General features: G+C 68.8%; 18 protein-coding genes. 12 read left to right on the forward strand and 6 right to left on the reverse strand.

Annotated elements, in window-relative coordinates; all coding sequences use genetic code 11:
• Positions 1 to 23: 23 nt before the first annotated feature.
• The 7 genes from L1081_RS18665 (at position 24) to L1081_RS18695 (ending at position 5,595) form a co-directional block, all read left to right on the forward strand.
• The gene (locus tag L1081_RS18665; RefSeq protein ID WP_489413510.1) at positions 24 to 929 is read left to right on the forward strand and encodes a LysR substrate-binding domain-containing protein; all 906 of its coding nucleotides are present in this window, start codon (positions 24 to 26) and stop codon (positions 927 to 929) included.
• A gap of 148 nt (positions 930 to 1,077) precedes the next feature.
• A complete protein-coding gene (locus tag L1081_RS18670) occupies positions 1,078 to 2,244 on the forward strand; it encodes an MlaE family lipid ABC transporter permease subunit (RefSeq protein WP_489413511.1) in 1,167 nt (388 codons plus the stop codon).
• A 55-nt stretch (positions 2,245 to 2,299) separates the two neighbouring features.
• Complete coding sequence (locus L1081_RS18675) at positions 2,300 to 3,121, forward strand: ATP-binding cassette domain-containing protein (RefSeq protein WP_489413512.1); 822 nt, start codon at positions 2,300 to 2,302, stop codon at positions 3,119 to 3,121.
• Between the two features lie 14 nt (positions 3,122 to 3,135).
• Positions 3,136 to 4,107: an MlaD family protein gene (locus tag L1081_RS18680; protein WP_489413513.1), complete on the forward strand. Its 972-nt coding sequence runs from the start codon at positions 3,136 to 3,138 to the stop codon at positions 4,105 to 4,107.
• Between the two features lie 14 nt (positions 4,108 to 4,121).
• Entirely contained in the window at positions 4,122 to 4,787 is a 666-nt protein-coding gene (locus L1081_RS18685; protein ID WP_489413514.1) for an ABC-type transport auxiliary lipoprotein family protein, read from the forward strand.
• A gap of 52 nt (positions 4,788 to 4,839) precedes the next feature.
• Positions 4,840 to 5,061, forward strand: coding sequence for a hypothetical protein (locus L1081_RS18690; RefSeq protein ID WP_021005054.1), 222 nt, complete (start codon positions 4,840 to 4,842; stop codon positions 5,059 to 5,061).
• Positions 5,062 to 5,082: 21 nt separating this feature from the next.
• Entirely contained in the window at positions 5,083 to 5,595 is a 513-nt protein-coding gene (locus tag L1081_RS18695) for a GFA family protein (RefSeq protein ID WP_489413515.1), read from the forward strand.
• Here the strand turns inward: L1081_RS18695 and L1081_RS18700 are convergent.
• Positions 5,592 to 6,344 (reverse strand): Sir2 family NAD-dependent protein deacetylase, encoded by a 753-nt coding sequence (locus L1081_RS18700; protein WP_489413516.1) that lies wholly within the window; start codon positions 6,342 to 6,344, stop codon positions 5,592 to 5,594. The two genes, L1081_RS18695 and L1081_RS18700, sit on opposite strands and share 4 nt — an antisense overlap.
• Positions 6,341 to 7,207 carry an IclR family transcriptional regulator domain-containing protein gene (locus L1081_RS18705; RefSeq protein ID WP_489413517.1) on the reverse strand — a complete coding sequence of 289 codons (867 nt, stop codon included), beginning with the start codon at positions 7,205 to 7,207 and terminating at the stop codon, positions 6,341 to 6,343. The genes L1081_RS18700 and L1081_RS18705 overlap by 4 nt, the downstream gene beginning before the upstream one ends.
• A gap of 145 nt (positions 7,208 to 7,352) precedes the next feature.
• Between L1081_RS18705 and L1081_RS18710 the strand changes: the two genes are divergently transcribed.
• From L1081_RS18710 to fahA, 5 genes are all read left to right on the forward strand, one after another.
• Positions 7,353 to 8,312 (forward strand): MBL fold metallo-hydrolase, encoded by a 960-nt coding sequence (locus L1081_RS18710; protein WP_319428718.1) that lies wholly within the window; start codon positions 7,353 to 7,355, stop codon positions 8,310 to 8,312.
• Positions 8,313 to 8,447: 135 nt separating this feature from the next.
• The gene (locus tag L1081_RS18715) at positions 8,448 to 10,085 is read left to right on the forward strand and encodes an FAD-dependent monooxygenase (RefSeq protein WP_489413518.1); all 1,638 of its coding nucleotides are present in this window, start codon (positions 8,448 to 8,450) and stop codon (positions 10,083 to 10,085) included.
• A gap of 8 nt (positions 10,086 to 10,093) precedes the next feature.
• Positions 10,094 to 10,294, forward strand: a complete 201-nt coding sequence (locus L1081_RS18720) for a DUF2783 domain-containing protein (protein WP_319440386.1) — start codon at positions 10,094 to 10,096, stop codon at positions 10,292 to 10,294.
• Positions 10,295 to 10,336: 42 nt separating this feature from the next.
• Positions 10,337 to 11,650 carry a homogentisate 1,2-dioxygenase gene (hmgA, locus tag L1081_RS18725; RefSeq protein ID WP_489413519.1) on the forward strand — a complete coding sequence of 438 codons (1,314 nt, stop codon included), beginning with the start codon at positions 10,337 to 10,339 and terminating at the stop codon, positions 11,648 to 11,650.
• A gap of 28 nt (positions 11,651 to 11,678) precedes the next feature.
• On the forward strand, positions 11,679 to 12,953 hold the full coding sequence (gene fahA / locus L1081_RS18730; protein WP_489413520.1) for a fumarylacetoacetase: 1,275 nt from the start codon (positions 11,679 to 11,681) through the stop codon (positions 12,951 to 12,953).
• A gap of 44 nt (positions 12,954 to 12,997) precedes the next feature.
• Here the strand turns inward: fahA and mrdA are convergent, their stop codons facing one another.
• The 4 genes from mrdA to L1081_RS18750 form a co-directional block, all read right to left on the reverse strand.
• A complete protein-coding gene (gene mrdA / locus L1081_RS18735) occupies positions 12,998 to 14,965 on the reverse strand; it encodes a penicillin-binding protein 2 (protein ID WP_489413521.1) in 1,968 nt (655 codons plus the stop codon).
• A 139-nt stretch (positions 14,966 to 15,104) separates the two neighbouring features.
• Positions 15,105 to 15,626, reverse strand: a complete 522-nt coding sequence (gene mreD / locus L1081_RS18740) for a rod shape-determining protein MreD (protein WP_124958383.1) — start codon at positions 15,624 to 15,626, stop codon at positions 15,105 to 15,107.
• A complete protein-coding gene (gene mreC / locus L1081_RS18745) occupies positions 15,623 to 16,582 on the reverse strand; it encodes a rod shape-determining protein MreC (protein WP_489413522.1) in 960 nt (319 codons plus the stop codon). The genes mreD and mreC overlap by 4 nt, the downstream gene beginning before the upstream one ends.
• An 85-nt stretch (positions 16,583 to 16,667) precedes the next feature.
• The gene (locus L1081_RS18750) at positions 16,668 to 17,711 is read right to left on the reverse strand and encodes a rod shape-determining protein (RefSeq protein WP_007833435.1); all 1,044 of its coding nucleotides are present in this window, start codon (positions 17,709 to 17,711) and stop codon (positions 16,668 to 16,670) included.
• Between the last annotated feature and the right edge of the window lie 91 nt (positions 17,712 to 17,802).

Here is a 17,802-nt window from a genome sequence, read left to right on the forward strand (position 1 = left end):
ATTGGCATATAAATCGTTCTTATATGACAGCCGCCGCCTTGGACCTTCAGATTCTGCGTGCCTTCGTCCTGGCGGCGCGCGAGGGCAATGTGTCGCGCGCGGCCGAGCGGCTGCACCTGACGCAGCCGGCCGTGAGCCTGCAGCTCAAGCGCCTGGCGGAGGAAACCGGGCTGCAGCTCTTCACGCGCACGCCGCATGGGCTGGCGCTCACGGCCGATGGCGCCGCGCTGCTGCCGCAGGCCGAGCGCGTGCTCGCGGCCGTGGGCGACCTGCAGCAGGCCGCGCGCAACCTGCAGGGCACGGTGCGCGGGGCGCTGCGCATCGGCACCATCCTCGATCCGGAGTTCACCCGGCTCGGCATGTTCCTGCGCGAACTGGTGGAATCGGCCCCGCAGATCGAGACCGAGCTGCGCCACGGCATGAGCGGCACGGTGCTGGCCCAGGTGCTGCGCGGCGAGCTCGACGTGGGTTTCCACCTCGATGCGGACGAAGGCGATGCCGCCGCGCCGGCACCGCTCGCGGCGCGCACGCTCACGCGCTTCACCTACCGCGTGGTCGCGCCCGCGGGCTGGGGCCCGCAGGTGCTGGGCCGCGACTGGAAGGCGCTGGCCGCGCTGCCCTGGCTGGCCACGCCGTCGGAGTCGGCGCACCACCGGCTGCTGGAAAAAGTGTTCGGCCCGCTCGGGCTGTCGCCACGCCGCGTGGCGCTGGTGGACCAGGAGGCCTCGATGCTCGACCTGCTGAAATCGGGCGTGGGCCTGAGCCTGCTGCGCGACTCGATCGCCATCCGCGAAAGCCAGTCGCACGGCCTCGTGATGGCCGACCGCGTGCAGCTGGACTGCGCACTGCGCTTCGTCTCGCTGGCGGCGCGGCGCAACGAGCCGGTGATCGCGAGCGCATGGAACGCGCTCGCGCGGGCCTGGAACTGAGCGGAAAAGGGTTACGAATGACCGGCGAAACGGCGTTCCGCCCTACGCGAAGCGGCGGCGGTGCGCACCGGGAATGTCGATTCATCCGGTTACGATGCGCCCTTCCGGACCGCCTCTTTCTTCTTACTTCGCCCTCCATCGCCGCATCATGCCCATAGCAACCCCGACTGCCGACGCATCCGCCGCCGACAGCGTGTTGCCGCGCGTCGACGAGCGCGAGCAGGACGGCCGCCGCTGGACCGTGGCCAGCGGCCGCTGGACCACGCTGGCCATGTCGTCGCGCAGCGCGTGGCAGGCGCTTTCCAAGGACCTGGCAGGCGCGCCGCCGGCCGAAGACCGCGCCTGGGACCTGCGCCCCATCGAGCAGCTCGACCACATCGGCGCGCAGCTGCTCTGGGACCACTGGCGCCATGACTGGCCGGCCACGCTCGAGATGTCGCCGCAGCACAAGGCGGTGCTCGACCAGGTCGCGCAGTTCACGGTGGGCACGCCCGAGGAGCCGCCGCCCACGCTGGCCGAGCGGCTGCGGCATTTTTCGCACACCGGCCCGCGCGCGCTGGAGGTGGTGCGCGACTTCGTGGGGCTGATCGGCCAGCTCGCGCTCGACGCCGGCACGCTGCTGCGCGCGCCGCACCGCGCGCCCTGGCGCGATTTCTCGGGGCACCTCTACCAGTTCGGCGCCACCGCGCTGCACATCACGGCGCTGGTGGGCCTGTTGATCGGCGTGGTGCTGGCCTACCTGATCTCGCAGCAACTGCGCCAGTACGGCGCCGAGGCCTTCGTGGTCAACATCCTCGGGCTGTCGCTGATCCGCGAGCTCGGGCCGGTGCTGGCCGCGGTGCTGATCGCGGGTCGCTCGGGCTCGGCCATCACGGCGCAGATCGGCGTGATGCGCGTGACCGAGGAACTCGACGCGATGCGCGTGATGGGCATTCCGCACGGCTTCAGGCTGGTGATGCCGCGCGTGCTGGCGCTGGCCATCGCGATGCCGCTGATCAGCCTCTGGACCTCGATGGCGGCGCTCCTGGGCGGCATGCTCGCGGCCGACGCCGCGCTCGACATTTCGCCGGCCTACTTCCTGTCGGCGCTGCCGCGCGCGGTGCCGATTGCCAACCTCTGGCTCGCGCTCGCGAAGTCGGCGGTGTTCGGCATCCTGATTGCGCTGATCGGCTGCTACTTCGGCATGAAGGTCAAGCCCAACACCGAGAGCCTGGGCCGCGGCACCACCTCGTCGGTGGTGACCTCGATCACCGCGGTGATCCTGGTCGACGCGCTGTTCGCGGTGCTGTTCAAGGGCGTGGGGTTTCGGGCATGAGCCGCCGGGCCGTTCCCAAGGCGAATACCGCAGCGCGTAGCGCGGAGGCATTCGAATGAGCGATGTGTCAAACACCGTGGTCGACATCCGCAAGCTCTGGACGGTGTTCAAGAACGCCGACGGCGAGCACGTGGTGCACCGCGAGCTCGACCTGCGCATCGAGCGCGGCGAGGTGCTGTCGCTGGTGGGTGGCTCGGGCACCGGCAAGACGGTGCTGCTGCGCCAGATCCTCGGGCTCGAGAAGCCGTCGAAGGGCACGGTCGAGGTGCTGGGCCGGGCGCCGGGCGAGCTCAGCGCCAAGGGCGCGGCCAACGTCGGCATGCTGTTCCAGCACGGCGCGCTGTTCTCGGCCTTCAGCGTGCTCGAGAACATTGCCTTTCCGCTGCGCGAACTCAAGCTGCTGCCCGACGAGCTGATCCGCAACGCGGCACTGGTCAAGCTGCAGATGGTGGGCCTGGAACCGCGGCATGCCAACATGAGCCCGGCCGACCTGTCGGGCGGCATGATCAAGCGCGTGGCGCTGGCGCGGGCGCTCATCATGGACCCACCGCTGCTGCTGCTGGACGAGCCCACCGCGGGCCTCGACCCCGAGGCCTCCGACAGTTTCTGCGACCTGCTGCGCGGCCTGCACCGCGAGCTGGGCCTGACGGTGGTGATGGTCACGCACGACCTGGACACCCTGTTCGACCTGAGCACCCGCATTGCGGTGCTGGCCGACCACAAGGTCATCGTCAGCGGCTCGGCGCGCGAGGTGATCGCCTATCCGCATCCGTTCATCCACGAATATTTTCTGGGCGGGCGCGGCCAGCGCGCCCTGGAGGCCCTGCATGACAAACCCGCCGATGCCCCGCCGCCGCCCGCCGGCGCGGTCCACTGAAAGGTAGCCACACCATGGAAAACAAAGCCCATGCCATCGCCGCCGGCGCCTTCGTGCTCGGCCTCATCGCCGTGCTCGTGGGGCTGGTGGTCTGGTTCACGCGCGACAACACCGTGCGCAACATTTACGAACTTTCCACGCGCGACCCGGTCAGCGGCCTGCAGCCGCAGGCCATGGTGCGCTACCGCGGCATCGCGGTCGGCAAGGTGACCTCGATCGACTTCGACCCCAAGACCCGCGGCAACGTGCGCGTGCGCATCACGGTCGACCAGCGCGTGCCGCTCACCACCTCGAGCTTTGCCACGCTGAGCTACCAGGGCGTGACCGGCCTGGCCTTCATCGCGCTGGACGACAAGGGCGAATCGAACGTCGCGCTCGCGCCCAACAACGACGATCCGCCGCGCATTCCGCTCAAGCCCTCGATGCTGGCGCAGTTGCAGGACCGCGGCGAGGCGATCATCAACCAGGTCGACGAAGCGACCAAGCGCGCCAACCAGCTGCTGGGCGACGACAACCAGAAGCGCGCGGCCGATGCGCTCGAGAACATCGCGGCGGCCTCGGCCAGCGCCAACACGCTGCTCAAGCAGCTCGACAGCACGGTGAAGACCGGCCTGAACCCGGCGCTCGCGGCGCTTCCGGGCACTCTGTCCTCGGTGAAGACGGCCGCCGGCGACGTCTCGCGCGTGGCCAACAACTTCAACACCACCGTGGGCCGGCTCAACGCACCCGACGGTCCGATCGAGCGGCTGAGCGACGGCACCAAGGCGCTGGCGCAGTCGGTCGATTCGTTCAACGCCGCCACGCTGCCGCGCGTGAACCGCGTGGCCGACGACACCTCGCGCGCGGTGCGCCGGCTCGGCCGCGCGGCCGACAGCATCAACGACAACCCGCAGTCGCTGTTGTTCGGCAACGGCGGCACCGCCGCGGGGCCCGGCGAGCCCGGCTTCTCCGCGCCGCCCGCCACCCATTCGCTGGCACGTCCCTGAACGTGATGATGACCATGAAGAACGCCATCCACCTCCATCCGCGCCGGGCCGCCTGCGCCGGCCTCGCCCTGCTGCTGCTCGCCGGCTGCGGCGCGCTGCCCGACAAGCCCGCGCGCGCCACGCTGTACGACTTCGGGCCAGGTCCAGCCGCCTCGGCCGCCGCCGCCAATCCGCCCGCGGCCGCATTGCCCACGCTCGCGCTGGCCGAGATCGAGAGCAACACGCGGCTCGACGGCACGCAGATCCTCTACCGGCTCGGCTATGCCGATGCCAACGAGCTGCGTCCCTACGGGCAGTCGCGCTGGAGCCTGCCGCCGGCACAGCTGCTGCGCCAGCGGCTGCGCGACGCGCTCGCCGAGCGGCGCACCGTGCTCGGCCCCGAAGAAGCCGCAACCATCGCGCGCGCCGAGGGCAAGGTGCCCGACACGCTGCGCATCTCGCTCGACGAGTTCAGCCACTATTTCGATTCGGCCAGCAGCAGCGTTGGCCTGGTCCGCATGCGCGCCACGCTGATCCGCGGCACCACCGGCGGCGACCGCGTGCTGGGCCAGCGCAGCTTCACCGTGCGCCGCCCCGCGCCAAGCGCCGATGCGCCCGGCGGCGTCAAGGCGCTGGCCGCGGCCACCGACACGGCGGTGGCCGAGATCGTGCAGTGGGTGGACCAGCAGCCGCGGCAGTAAGCTCGGCTTCGGCCCCGGCCCGCTTTTTTTCATCAACGGAGGAGACCTCACCATGAACGCCACACGCATCATCGGCATCCTGCTCGTCGTCGCCGGCATCGCGGGCCTCGGGCTCGGCGGCTTCAGCTTCACGAAGGAAACGCACCAGGCCAAGCTGGGGCCGCTGGAGTTCTCGGTGAAGGAGAAGCAGCAGGTCAACTTCCCGGCCTGGGCGAGCGTGGCCGCCATCGTGGTGGGCGGGGCGCTGGTGCTGCTGGGGGGCAAGAAGGGCTGAGCGCCCTTTCAGGAAAGCACCATGGCCGCCGCTGTTGACGGCAATGACTTCGTGCCCCTCGACGGGGGCTGCACTTGCGGCGCCGTGCGCTACCGCATGACGGCTGCGCCGCTGTTCGTGCACTGCTGCCATTGCCGCTGGTGCCAACGCGAAACGGGCTCGTCCTTCGCGCTCAACGCCTTGATCGAACCCGCGCACATGCAACTGCTGCAAGGCACCGTCGATGTGGTGCTGACGCCTTCGGCCAGCGGACGCGGCCAGAAATACGTTCGCTGCTCCCATTGCCGTGTCGCACTCTGGAGCCACTACGCCGGTGCGGGCGATGCCGTGTGCTTCGTGCGCGTGGGCACGCTCGATACGCCCGACCGGCTGGCGCCGGACCTGCACATTTTCACGATGTCGAAGCAGCCCTGGGTGGTGCTGCCGCCCGGCACGCCAGCGGTGGCCGAATACTACGAGCGCGAGGCATACTGGCCTGCAGCAAGCCTCGCGCGTTGGCGTGCGCTGCGCGAGGCCAGGGCTTCCGAAAGCTAGCCGCCCATCCCCGCCACCAGTTGCGGCAGCAACAGCTCCGCCGCGCCGCGCAGGACCACCGAGGCCGCCTCGTCCAGGTGCGGCAGCGGCTCCATGTTGAGCGTGATCAGCCGGGCACCGCGCGACATCGCCAGCTGTGGCAGCTCGGCCGCCGGATAGACCACGGCCGTGCTGCCGACCACCATGAACACGTCCGCCTCCTGCGCAGCCGACTGGGCATCCTGCAGCACGCCGTGGTTCAGCATCTCGCCGAACATCACGACGTCGGGCCGGGCGCGCGAGGCGCAGCGCATGCAGCGGTGAAAGGGCCAGGGGCCGCGGCGGTTGCCGCAGTGGTCGCAGCGCCAACGGCGCAGCGAACCGTGCAGTTCGAGCACGTCCAGTCCGCCCGCGATCGAGAGCAGGCCGTCGACGTTCTGCGTGATCAGGCGCGTGGCGGGGCGCAGCCGCTGCAGCAGCGCGAGCGCCGTGTGCCCGGGGTTCGGCTGCGCGGCCTCGACCGTGTCGAGCCGCCGGGCCCAGAAGCGGGTGAAGCCCTTGGGATCGCGCTGCAGGTCTTCGGCGTGGGAGAACTGCAGTGCGTTCTGGTTCATCCAGAGGCCGTCGGCGTCGCGGTAGGTCGGAATGCCCGAAGCCCTGGACAGCCCCGCGCCGGAGAGCACGGCGATGCGCCGCGCTGCACCCAGCAGGGCGATGGCGGATTCGACGGCAGACGCGGAAGAAGAAGAAAAAGCAGTGCCCAGGGTCATGGATCCAGGTTTTTTCCGGAAGCGTTTCTTCCCGAAGACGTTGCGCCCAGGCGCGCGGAGACCGTGCCCGCGCAGGCCTTGAGCGCGCCTGCGATTTCGCCGTCCCACGCGGTGTCGAAGATGGCAGCCGGGCCGATGGCCGTGACCGACAGCACGATGGCGCCCGTGTGGTCGAACACCGGCGCCGACATGGCGCTGACGCCCTCGATGACCTCGCCCTCGGAGCGGCTGATGCCGTGCGCGCGCACTTCCTGCAGCTGGCGCTCGAATTCGTTCCACGAAGGCAGCGGCGGCTGCGGCGGCATGCCGGCCGCGGGCGGCTCTTCACCGGCCTTGCGCTGCTTCTGCCGCTGGCGCTCGGCGTCGAGCAATTGCCGCACCGTCCCCGCCTCCAGGTAGGCGGCGAAGACGCGGCCCGAGGCGGTGTTGGTGAGCGAGAACACCGTGCCGTGACGCATGTTCACGTGCACCGGCGACGGCGATTCGGCCGTGCGCACGATGGTGGCGCCGCGTGCGCCCCAGACCGCGAGCGCCACCGTGTGGCCGATGCGCTGCGCCACCTCGGCGATCAGCTGCGTCGCAATGTGCACCGGGTCGGCCTGCTGCAGGCTGATGAGCCCCAGTTGCAAGGCCAGCGGCCCGAGCAGATAGTGGCCGCTGGCGCGGTCCTGCTCGATCAGGCCGAGCCGCCCGAAGCTCACCATGTAGGGATGGGCCTTGGCAGCCGTCATGTCGGCTTCGCGCGCCAGGTCTTTCAGCGCCATCGGCCGGCCGTGGTGCACCAGCGCGCGCAGCAGCTGGCCGCCCACTTCGATGCTCTGGATGCCGCGCTGGGCGGCGCGGTCGGTGTCATTGGCTGCCATGGCCCGCCTTGGCGTCTGGTTGTTCGTTCATGAAGAAGGGATTAGACATGAACCGATCCCGGGCTTACACTCTCGAAATTCGCTAACCGCAAATTCATTTGTTTTAGACGAATCCCAATTTCGATCCAACCGACGGAGACACACGATGAGCCAAGCCAAGAAGTTCGCCAGCCAGGCCGACATGGAAGAGAAGAAGATCACCTTCAGCCAGATCTCGGCGCACGCCTGGGCCTACACCGCCGAGGGCGATCCCAACACCGGCATCGTGATCGGCGACGACTGCGTGCTGGTGGCCGACACCCAGGCCACGCCCGCCATGGCGGCCGACGTGGTGCGCCGCATCCGCGAAGTGACCGACAAGCCCATCAGGTACGTGGTGCTCACGCACTACCACGCGGTGCGCGTGCTGGGCGCGGCCGGCTACGGGGCCGAGCACATCCTGGCCAGCCAGGACACGCGCGACCTGATCGTGGAGCGCGGCGAGGCCGACAAGGCCAGCGAGATCGGCCGCTTCCCGCGCCTGTTCCAGAACGTCGAGACCGTGCCCCCGGGCCTGACCTGGCCCACCATGACCTTCACCGGCAAGATGACGCTGTGGCTCGGCAAGCTCGAGGTGCAGCTGATCCAGCTGGGCCGCGGCCACACCAAGGGCGACACCGTGGTCTGGCTGCCCGAGGAGCGCACGCTGCTGTCGGGCGACCTGGTCGAGTTCGGCGCCACGCCGTATGCGGGCGACGCCTACTTCCAGGACTGGCCGCAGACGCTGGACAACATCGCCGCGCTCAAACCCGCCGCGCTGGTGCCGGGCCGCGGCGCCGCGCTCACCACGCCGGCCGAAGTGGCCGAGGGCCTGCGCGGCACGCGCGACTTCATCTCCGACGTGTACGCCAGCGTGCAAGAGGGCGTGAAGGCCGGCCGCGACCTGAACACGGTCTACAAGGACACCTACGCCAAGCTGAGCCCCAAGTACAGCCAGTGGGTGATCTTCGACCATTGCATGCCCTTCGACGTGAGCCGCGCGTACGACGAGGCCTCGGGCCATGCCGACCCGCGCGTGTGGACGGCCGAGCGGGACATCGAGATGTGGAAGGCACTCGAGGGCTGACCTGTCCTGCTCCCCTCCCCTTCCGGGGAGGGTTGGGGTGGGGGCACGCAGAGCGCCAATTTCGAGCGCCGCCAGCCCCCATCCCAGCCTTCCTCCAGCGGGGGAAGGAGCAATACAAAGACACGGAGACAAAACGTGATCGACTATCAAAGCCTGCGCTTCGACTACAGGCGCCACGCCGACCAGGATGCGTCCACGCCCGCCCATCACCCGGTCGTGATCGTCGGTGCCGGACCGGTCGGCCTCACGCTGGCCATCGACCTTGCGCTGCGCGGGATTCCCGTGGTGCTGCTGGACAACGACAACACGCTGTCCAGCGGCTCGCGCGCGATCTGCTTCGCCAAGCGCACGCTCGAGGTGTTCGACCGCCTCGGCTGCGGCGACCGCATGGTCGACAAGGGCGTGTCGTGGCACGTGGGCAAGGTGTTCTTCCACGACGAGCAGGTCTACCGCTTCGACCTGCTGCCCGAGCCCGGCCACGAGCGCCCGGCCTTCATCAACCTGCAGCAGTACTACGTCGAGGGCTATCTCGTCGAGCGCGCCGCCACGCTGCCGCTGATCGACCTGCGCTGGAACAACAAGGTCACGGGCATCGAGTCGCGCGATGACGGCGCGGTGCTCACCGTCGAAACACCCGAGGGCAGCTATCAGCTGGCCGCCGATTACGTCGGCGCCTGCGACGGCTCGCGCTCCAACCTGCGGCAGCTGATGGGCCTGGAAACCAAGGGCCGCGTGTTCCGCGACCGCTTCCTGATCGCCGACATCACGATGGATGCGGACCTGCCGACCGAGCGCCGCTTCTGGTTCGACCCGCCGTTCCACCCCGGCCAGAGCGTGCTGCTGCACAAGCAGGCCGACGGCATGTGGCGCGTCGACTTCCAGCTCGGATGGGACGCCGATCCGGTGGAAGAGCGCAAGCCCGGGAACATCACGCCGCGCGTGCGCGCGCTGCTCGACAGCATCGGCTTCGAGGGCGTGCAGTTCCAGATCGGCTGGGCCAGCGTCTACACCTTTGCGTGCCAGCGCATGGAGCGCTTCCGCCATGGCCGCGTGCTGTTCGCGGGCGATTCGGCGCATGGCGTTTCGCCCTTCGGCGCACGCGGCGCCAACTCGGGCGTGCAGGACGCCGACAACCTCGCATGGAAGCTCGCGGCCGTGCTCAAGGGCGAGGCACCCGGCGCGCTGCTCGACAGCTATGCGAGCGAGCGCGAATACGCGGCCGACGAGAACATCCGCCACTCCACGCGCGCCACCGACTTCATCACGCCCAAGAGCGAAGTGAGCCGGCTGTTCCGCGACGCGGTGCTCGAGCTCACCAAGCGCCACGCCTTTGCGCGAACGCTGGTCAACAGCGGGCGGCTCTCGGTGCCCGCGGTGCTGCGCGATTCGCCGCTCAACACGCCCGATGCCGATGTGTTTGCGGGTGCGATGGTGCCCGGCGCCGCGGCCGCCGATGCGCCCATCGTGCGCGCCGACGGCAGCAGCGGCTGGCTGCTGCGCGAATGCCATGTGGCGCAGTTCACGGCGCTGCTGTTCGGCACCGGCGAAGCGGCCGAACGCAGCCTGCAGGCGCTGAAGTCCTGCGACCTTCCGCTGCACGTGGTGCGCGTGGAAGGCGCAATGCCCGCAGGCGAACTCGCCACTCAGCGCTACGACGCGCAACCCGGCACCGTCTACCTGCTGCGGCCCGACCAGCATGTGTGCGCGCGCTGGCGGCAACCCGCGGCAGAAAACATCCGCGCAGCCATCGGCCGCGCACTCGCCAAGGCATGAGGACCACCATGCAACAGCAACAACAACTGATCACCGCACCGAATCTCGAAGCGCCCGACGACTTCTACGAGGCGCTGATCGAGGCGCACCAGGGGCTTTCCACCGAAGAAAGCCACGCCTTCAATGCGCGGCTCGTGCTCGTGCTGGCCAACCACATCGGCTCGCTGGCCGTGCTGCGCGAGGCCTTCGAGGCCGCGCGCGGCAGCTGAGCGCGGGCCGGCTCATCGCCCTGATTTTCGAAAGAGAACACCATGACCCATCCAACAGCCAATACCGAGCCGCGCTACCAGAGCGGCTTCGGCAACGAGTACGCTTCGGAAGCCGTTGCCGGCGCCCTGCCGCAGGGCCGCAACAACCCGCAGCGCGCGCCCTTCGACCTCTACACCGAGCTGCTCTCGGGCACCGCCTTCACCGCGCCGCGCCACGAGAACCGCCGCACCTGGCTGTATCGCCGCCAGCCTTCGGTGGTCTCGGGCCGCTACCAGCCGTATGCGCAGGCGCACTGGACCACCGGCGCCGACCGCGAGATCGCGCTGCCGCCCGAGCCCCTGCGCTGGCATCCGCTGCCGCTCGACGCCGGCGCGGCCGAAGCGGACTTCATCGACGGCATGCGCACCATCGCGGCCAACGGCGATGCCGAATCGCAAGTGGGCATCGGCTCGCTCATGTACCTCGCAGGCCGCTCGATGGAGCGCCGCGCCTTCGTCAACGCCGACGGCGAGATGCTGGTGGTGCCGCAGCAGGGCCGCCTCGTCATCACCACCGAGCTCGGCGTGCTCGACGTGAAGCCCGGCGAGATCGCGCTGCTGCCGCGCGGCATGGCCTTCAAGGTGGCATTGCCCGACGGTCTCTCGCGCGGCTACGTCTGCGAGAACTACGGCGCGCATTTCCGCCTGCCCGAACTCGGCCCCATCGGCTCCAACGGCCTGGCCAACGCACGCGACTTCCAGGCGCCCGTGGCAGCGTTCGAATCCGAAGAAGGCGCCTACGAACTCGTGAAGAAATTCGGCGGCCGCTTCTGGAAGGCACCGGCCAGGCAGTCGCCCTTCAACGTGGTCGCCTGGCACGGCAACCTGGCGCCGGTGAAATACGACACGGCCAATTTCATGGTGATCGGCTCGATCAGCTTCGACCATCCCGATCCGTCGATCTTCACCGTGCTGACTTCGCCGAGCGACACGCCCGGCACCGCGAACTGCGACTTCGTGATCTTCCCGCCGCGCTGGATGGTGATGGAGAACACCTTCCGTCCGCCGTGGTTCCACCGCAACCTCATGAGCGAATTCATGGGCCTGGTGTTCGGCGAATACGACGCCAAGCCGGGCGGCTTCAAGCCCGGCGGCGCGAGCCTGCACAACTGCATGGTGCCGCACGGCCCCGACGAGGAAGCCTTCGACAAGGCCACGCACGCCGACCTGAAGCCGCACAAGCTGGACAACACGCTGGCCTTCATGTTCGAGAGCCGCTACCGCTTCATTCCAACGAACTTCGCGCTCAAGAGCCCCGCGCTCGACACCGACTACGCCGACTGCTGGGCCGGTCTCCAGGACCAGTTCAAGGCATGACCGCCGACTCAAATACAGAAAGACATCCATGACCACCGCACTGAACGCCACCCATGACCCGAAGCTGCGCAGCTGGGTCGCCTCCGCCAACGAAGCCGGCTGCGACTTCCCGATCCAGAACCTGCCTTTCGGCCGCTTCCGCGCGGCGGGCAGCAGCAGCGAGGCTTTCCGCATCGGCGTGGCCATCGGCGACCAGGTGCTCGACCTGAAGGCGGCCGGCCTTGTCGACACCGACGACATGAACGTGCTGATGAGCGCGAGCGTGAAGGAGCGGCAGGCCCTGCGCGCAGCCATCTCCGCGGGCCTCGCCGAAGGCAGCGGCCAGCAGGCCGCATGGTCCAAAGCCTTGCTGCCGCAATCGAAGGTCGAAATGACCGTGCCCTGCCGCATCGGCGACTACACCGACTTCTACACCGGCATCCACCACGCCACCACCATCGGCAAGCTGTTCCGCCCCGACCAGCCGCTGATGCCCAACTACAAGTGGGTGCCGATCGGCTACCACGGCCGCGCCTCGTCCATCGGCGTGAGCGGGCAGGCCTTCAAGCGGCCGCAGGGACAGACCAAGGCGCCCGATGCGGCCGAGCCCGGCTTCGGTCCCTCGAAGCGGCTGGACTACGAACTGGAACTGGGCTTCTTCATCGGCCGCGGCAATGCGCTCGGCGAGCCGATTGCCATCGGCGAGGCCGAGGACCATCTGTTCGGCGTGGCGCTGCTCAACGACTGGTCGGCTCGCGACCTGCAGGCCTGGGAGTACCAGCCGCTGGGCCCCTTCCTCTCGAAGAATTTCGCGAGCACGCTGTCGCCGTGGATCGTCACAATGGAAGCGCTGGCGCCGTTCCGTGCCAGGTTCGAGCGGCCCGCGGGAGATCCGCAGCCGCTCGCGTACCTCGACGCGCCCTCGAATCGCGAGAGCGGCGCCCTCGACATCACGCTCGAGGTGCTGCTGCAGACCGCGAAGATGCGCGCCGAAGGCGTGGCGCCCGCGCGCCTCACGCGCGGCAACACCACCGAGGCCGCCTACTGGACCGCCGCGCAGCTGGTGGCGCACCACACGGTGAACGGCTGCAACCTGCAGCCCGGCGACCTGCTGGGTTCGGGCACGCTGTCGGGCCCCAGGCCCGACGAGGCCGGCTCGCTGATCGAGCTCACGCAGGGCGGCAAGCAGCCGATCACGCTGCCCAATGGCGAGAAGCGCACCTTCCTCGAGGACGGCGATACGCTGGTGATCCGCGGCTACTGCGAGCGCGCGGGGGCGGTGCGCATCGGGCTGGGCGAGGTCAGCGGCACGGTGGCCGCCTGAGGTCTGCGTGTTGTCCTCTCTCCCTCTGGGAGAGGGAGCAGGATTCAAGGTGCGGTTGCGGCAGAGGCCGCCGCGGGCCAGGCCACTTCACTCGCCACGCGCGGCTTGCCGATCGGCGCCGTAGCCTTGCCGATCCTGACGGCCGCCATGTCGGCTTCGCTCGGATACTGGTCCATCAGCCAGTAGTCGAACACGCGACGGGCAATGGGCGCCGCTGCGCCCGCGCCCCAGCCGGCGTTCTCGACGATCACCGCCAGCGCGATCTTGGGGTCGGTGGCCGGGGCGAAGGCCATGAACAGTGCGTGGTCGCGCTGGTGCTCCTCGAGCGCCTTGGCGTTGTACTTGGTGTTCTGCGCCTGCGTCACGGCCTGCGCGGTGCCGGTCTTGCCCGCCGCCTGGTAGCCCGCGCCCGCGAACACGCCCCGCGCGGTGCCGCTGCTGACCACGCTGGTCAGGCCCTCGCGAATCACCGCGATGTTGGCCGCGGTATAGCCCAGGTTCTCGGCCGGCGGCTGGGGCAGCGGCACCACCTGCCCGCTCACGGTGTTGCGCGTGGCCAGCACGAGGTGCGGCTTGCGCTTCAAGCCACCGTCGGCCACGATGGCCGTGGCCTGCGCGAGCTGCAGCATCGTGAAGGTGTTGTAGCCCTGCCCGATGCCCAGCGAAATGGTCTCGCCCGCGTACCACTTCTTCTGCTCGGGCCGCTTGTAGGCGTTGCGCTTCCATTCGGTGCTCGGCAGCACGCCGCGCACCTCGCCGCCCAGGTCGATGCCGGTGATCTGGCCGAAGCCCAGCGGCTTCATGAAGTCGTGGATCAGGTCCACGCCCATTTCGTTGGCCAGCGAGTAGTAGTAGATGTTGCTCGACAGCTGGATCGAGCGGCGCATGTCGACGCCGCCGATGTTGCCTTCGGGGCTGCCGAAGCGGTGGCCGCCGAAGTTGAAGTAGCCGGGATCGTTCACCACCACGTTCGGGCCGCGCTTGCCGGTCTGCAGCGCCGCGAGCGCCATGAAGGGCTTGTAGGTGGAGCCGGGCGGGTAGGTGCCGCGCAGCGCGCGGTTCAAAAGCGGCTTGTCGAGCGATTCGGTCAGTGCCTGCCAGCTCTCGGTGTCGATGCCTTCGACGAACAGGTTGGGGTCGAAGGTGGGCTTGCTCACGAAGGCCAGCACCTCGCCGGTCTTGGGGTCGATGGCCACCAGCGCGCCGCGGCGGTCGCCGAACATGTCTTCCACCAGCTTCTGCAGCTTGATGTCGAGCGACAGCATCACGGTGTTGCCAGGCGTGGCCGGGTGGCTGGCGAGCCGGCGCACCGCGCGGCCACCGGCCGAGGTTTCCATCTGCTCGACGCCGGTCTGGCCGTGCAGCGTCTTCTCGTAGCTCTGCTCGATGCCGAGCTTGCCGATGTAGTCGGTGCCCTTGTAGTTGGCCTGGTCTTCCTCGGCCCAGTCTTCCATCGCGGTCTTCTCGCGCTGGTTGATGCGGCCGATGTAGCCGAGCACGTGCGAGGCCAGCTCGGCGTGCGGGTAGTTGCGGAACAGCCGGGCCTTGATTTCCACGCCCGGGAAGCGGTAGCGCTGCGCAGCGAAGCGCGCGACTTCCTCGTCGCTCAGGCGGGTGCGGATCGGAATGGAATCGAAGCTGCGCGAGTCTTCGCGCAGGCGCTTGAAGCGGCGGCGGTCGCGCGGGGAAACCTCAAGCACCTGGGTCAGGCTTTCGATGGTCTCCTCGACGTCGCCCACCTTCGAAGGCGTGATCTCCAGCGTGTAGGCCGAATAGTTGGAGGCCAGCACGATGCCGTTGCGGTCGAGGATGAGGCCGCGGTTGGGCACCACGGGCACGATGGCCGTGCGGTTGCTCTCGGCCTGCTCCGCCAGGTCTTCGTGCCGCACCACCTGCAGGTAGAACAGGCGGGCGCCGAGCAGGCCGAATGCAAAGAGCACCACGAGGCCGATCACGACCACGCGGCGCTTGAAGCGCGCGAGATCGGCGGCGACGTTGCGGATTTCGGTCATGGCATGCGAGCTTAGGCGCTCAAAAGCAGCGCAGATCTGTCGTGGAACACCGCGGAACGGGCTTTGCCCGGCCGCTGGTGTTGCCCCCGGCGAGGGGGTGGGCGAAGCGACACGAAGTGCGCGAAGACTGGGGGTGAGCTCATAACGGCCGGTTCTCGTCGGGGTCCGGCGTGCGAAGCTGGGGCGCGAGCAGCAAGGCGGTGGCCAGCGGCCACAGCGCAGCCTCGACGGCCGGCGAGATCAGCACGCTCCAGCCCGGGAACACGCCGCCGCCGACCATCCGCGTGATGACCTCGATGAGCTGCGACAACGCAAAGAGCGGCAGCACCTGCAGCGCCTGCGAGGCCACCGGGTACCACAGCAGGCGCCGGTGGATGGTGATCGCGAAGAAGCCCAGCGTGGTGTAGGACAGCGCATGCTGGCCCAGCATGGATGCCTGGTGCACATCCATGCACAGCCCGAAGACAAAGGCCGCGCCGATGCCCACGCGCATCGGCTGGTGTACGCCCCAGAACACGATGGCCAGCGCGAGCAGGTCGGGCATCCACGCGGCGCGGCCGATCGGGATCATGTTGATGAGCAGCGCCACCACCAGGCTCGCCCACATGAACAGCGGGCTCACGGGCAGCAGGAGCTGCTGTTGTCCTGGACGCTTGATCATCGGGTGGGCTCCGCGGCTTTCTTGTCCGCTTTGGCGGCCGGCTTGGCCTCGGGCTTCTTGCGCACCGCTGCCGCAGGCGCCGCGGGCGGCGGTGCCGAGGGTGCTCCGGTGGGCGCGAGCACCAGCACGTAGCGCGCGGCGGTCACATGGGCCAGCGGCACGCAGTAGATGCGGGCAAAGGCCGAATCAGCCCGGCGCTCGATGCGCTCGATCTTCGCCACCGGCAGGCCGGGCGGATAAACGCCGTCGACGCCGCTGGTGGACAGCAGGTCGCCCTCCTGCAGGTCGGCATTGGCGGCCATGAAGCGCAGCTCCAGTCCGCCGCCATGCGCCGACGCGTCGCCGAAGGCCACGCTGCGCACGCCGGTGCGGGTGTTCTGCACGGGAATGGAAAGATCGCGGTCGATCACCAGCGTGACCTCGCTCGTGAACGGCTGCACTTGCGTCACCTGTCCCAGTACGCCGTGCGCGTCGATCACGGGCGAGCCGGCGGCCACGCCCTGCGTGAGCCCCTGGTCGATGACGATCTTGCGCGTGTAGGGGTCGGCCGCGTCGTACAGCACCTCGGCCGCCCGGCCCGGGGCCTGGGTGGTCTGGCGCAGTTCGAGCAGCGCGCGCAGCCGCGCGTTGTCCTGCGCGAGCGTGTCGGCCTGGCTCGCGCGCTCGGCCTGCAGCATGAGCGCCTTGTGCGCCTCGTCTTCGTTGCGCTGGGCCGTCTGCAGGTCTTCGAAATAGCGGCTGCCGCCAACCACCATCTGCACCGGCTTGAGCGCCAGCCACTGCACCGGATAGAGCACCGCGCCGACGGCCGCGCGCAGCGGCTGAACCAGATGGAAGCGCGCATCGGCCACCATCAGGAACAGCGAGAGCGCGCCGAAGAAGATCAGCTTGCTGAGCGCCGACTGCCCCTGGTTGAACAGGGGTGGGGCTGTGCGATCGAGCGTGCCCAAGGGCATGGTTCAGGCCTGGCTGTGTGCAACGTCAGATGGCAAAAAAGCCGGCCTGCGCAAGCAGAGGCCGGCCGATGATGGCTTACGCCTTTTACTCGCTCGTGAAGATGCTGCCCAGGCGGTCCATGCGTTCCAGCGCAATGCCGCAACCGCGCACCACGCAGGTCAGCGGGTCTTCGGCCACCAGCACCGGCAGGCCGGTTTCCTCGGCCAGCAGGCGGTCCAGGTCGCGCAGCAGCGCGCCGCCGCCGGTCAGCATCATGCCGCGCTCGGCGATGTCGGCGCCCAGCTCGGGCGGCGTCTGCTCCAGCGCGTTCTTCACGGCCGAGACGATGTTGTTGAGCGGATCGGTCAGGGCTTCCAGCACTTCGTTGCTGCTGATGGTGAAGCTGCGCGGCACGCCTTCGGAGAGGTTGCGGCCCTTGACTTCCATCTCCTTGACCTCGGAGCCCGGGAAGGCCGAGCCGATGTTCTTCTTGATGACCTCGGCCGTCGGCTCGCCGATCAGCATGCCGTAGTTGCGACGGATGTAGTTGATGATGGCTTCGTCGAAGCGGTCGCCGCCCACGCGCACCGAGCCCTTGTAGACCATGCCGCCCAGGCTGATGACGCCCACTTCGGTGGTGCCGCCGCCGATGTCGACCACCATCGAGCCCGAGGCCTCGCTGACAGGCAGGCCGGCGCCGATGGCCGCGGCCATGGGTTCCTCGATCAGGTAGACGGAAGTGGCGCCTGCCGCCTCGGCCGCGTCCTTGATGGCGCGGCGCTCGACCTGGGTCGAGCCGCAGGGCACGCAGATGATGATGCGCGGGCTCGGCGTGAGCAGCGTGCGCGGGTGCACCATCTTGATGAACTGCTTGATCATCTGCTCGGTGATCACGAAGTCGGCGATCACGCCGTCCTTCATCGGGCGGATGGCTTCGATGTTGCCGGGCACCTTGCCCAGCATGGCCTTGGCCTCGCGGCCGACGGCCTGGATCACCTTCTTGCCGTGGGGGCCGCCTTCATGGCGGATGGCGACGACCGAGGGTTCGTCCAGCACGATGCCCTTGTTGCGGGCAAATATCAGGGTGTTGGCGGTGCCGAGGTCGATCGCCAGGTCGGTGGAAAAGTACCGACGGAAAGCTCCAAACATGTGCGGAATCCTCTGGAGCACGCCTGCGCGTCGGCAGGTCGTCGCTCTGTTTTTTGGGTCGTATGACGGGGGTGAATTGATCGTTTTTGGC

Origin of the sequence: Variovorax sp. MSC1_012 (assembly GCF_023667525.1) — a bacterium.
GTDB lineage: Bacteria > Pseudomonadota > Gammaproteobacteria > Burkholderiales > Burkholderiaceae_C > Variovorax > Variovorax beijingensis_B.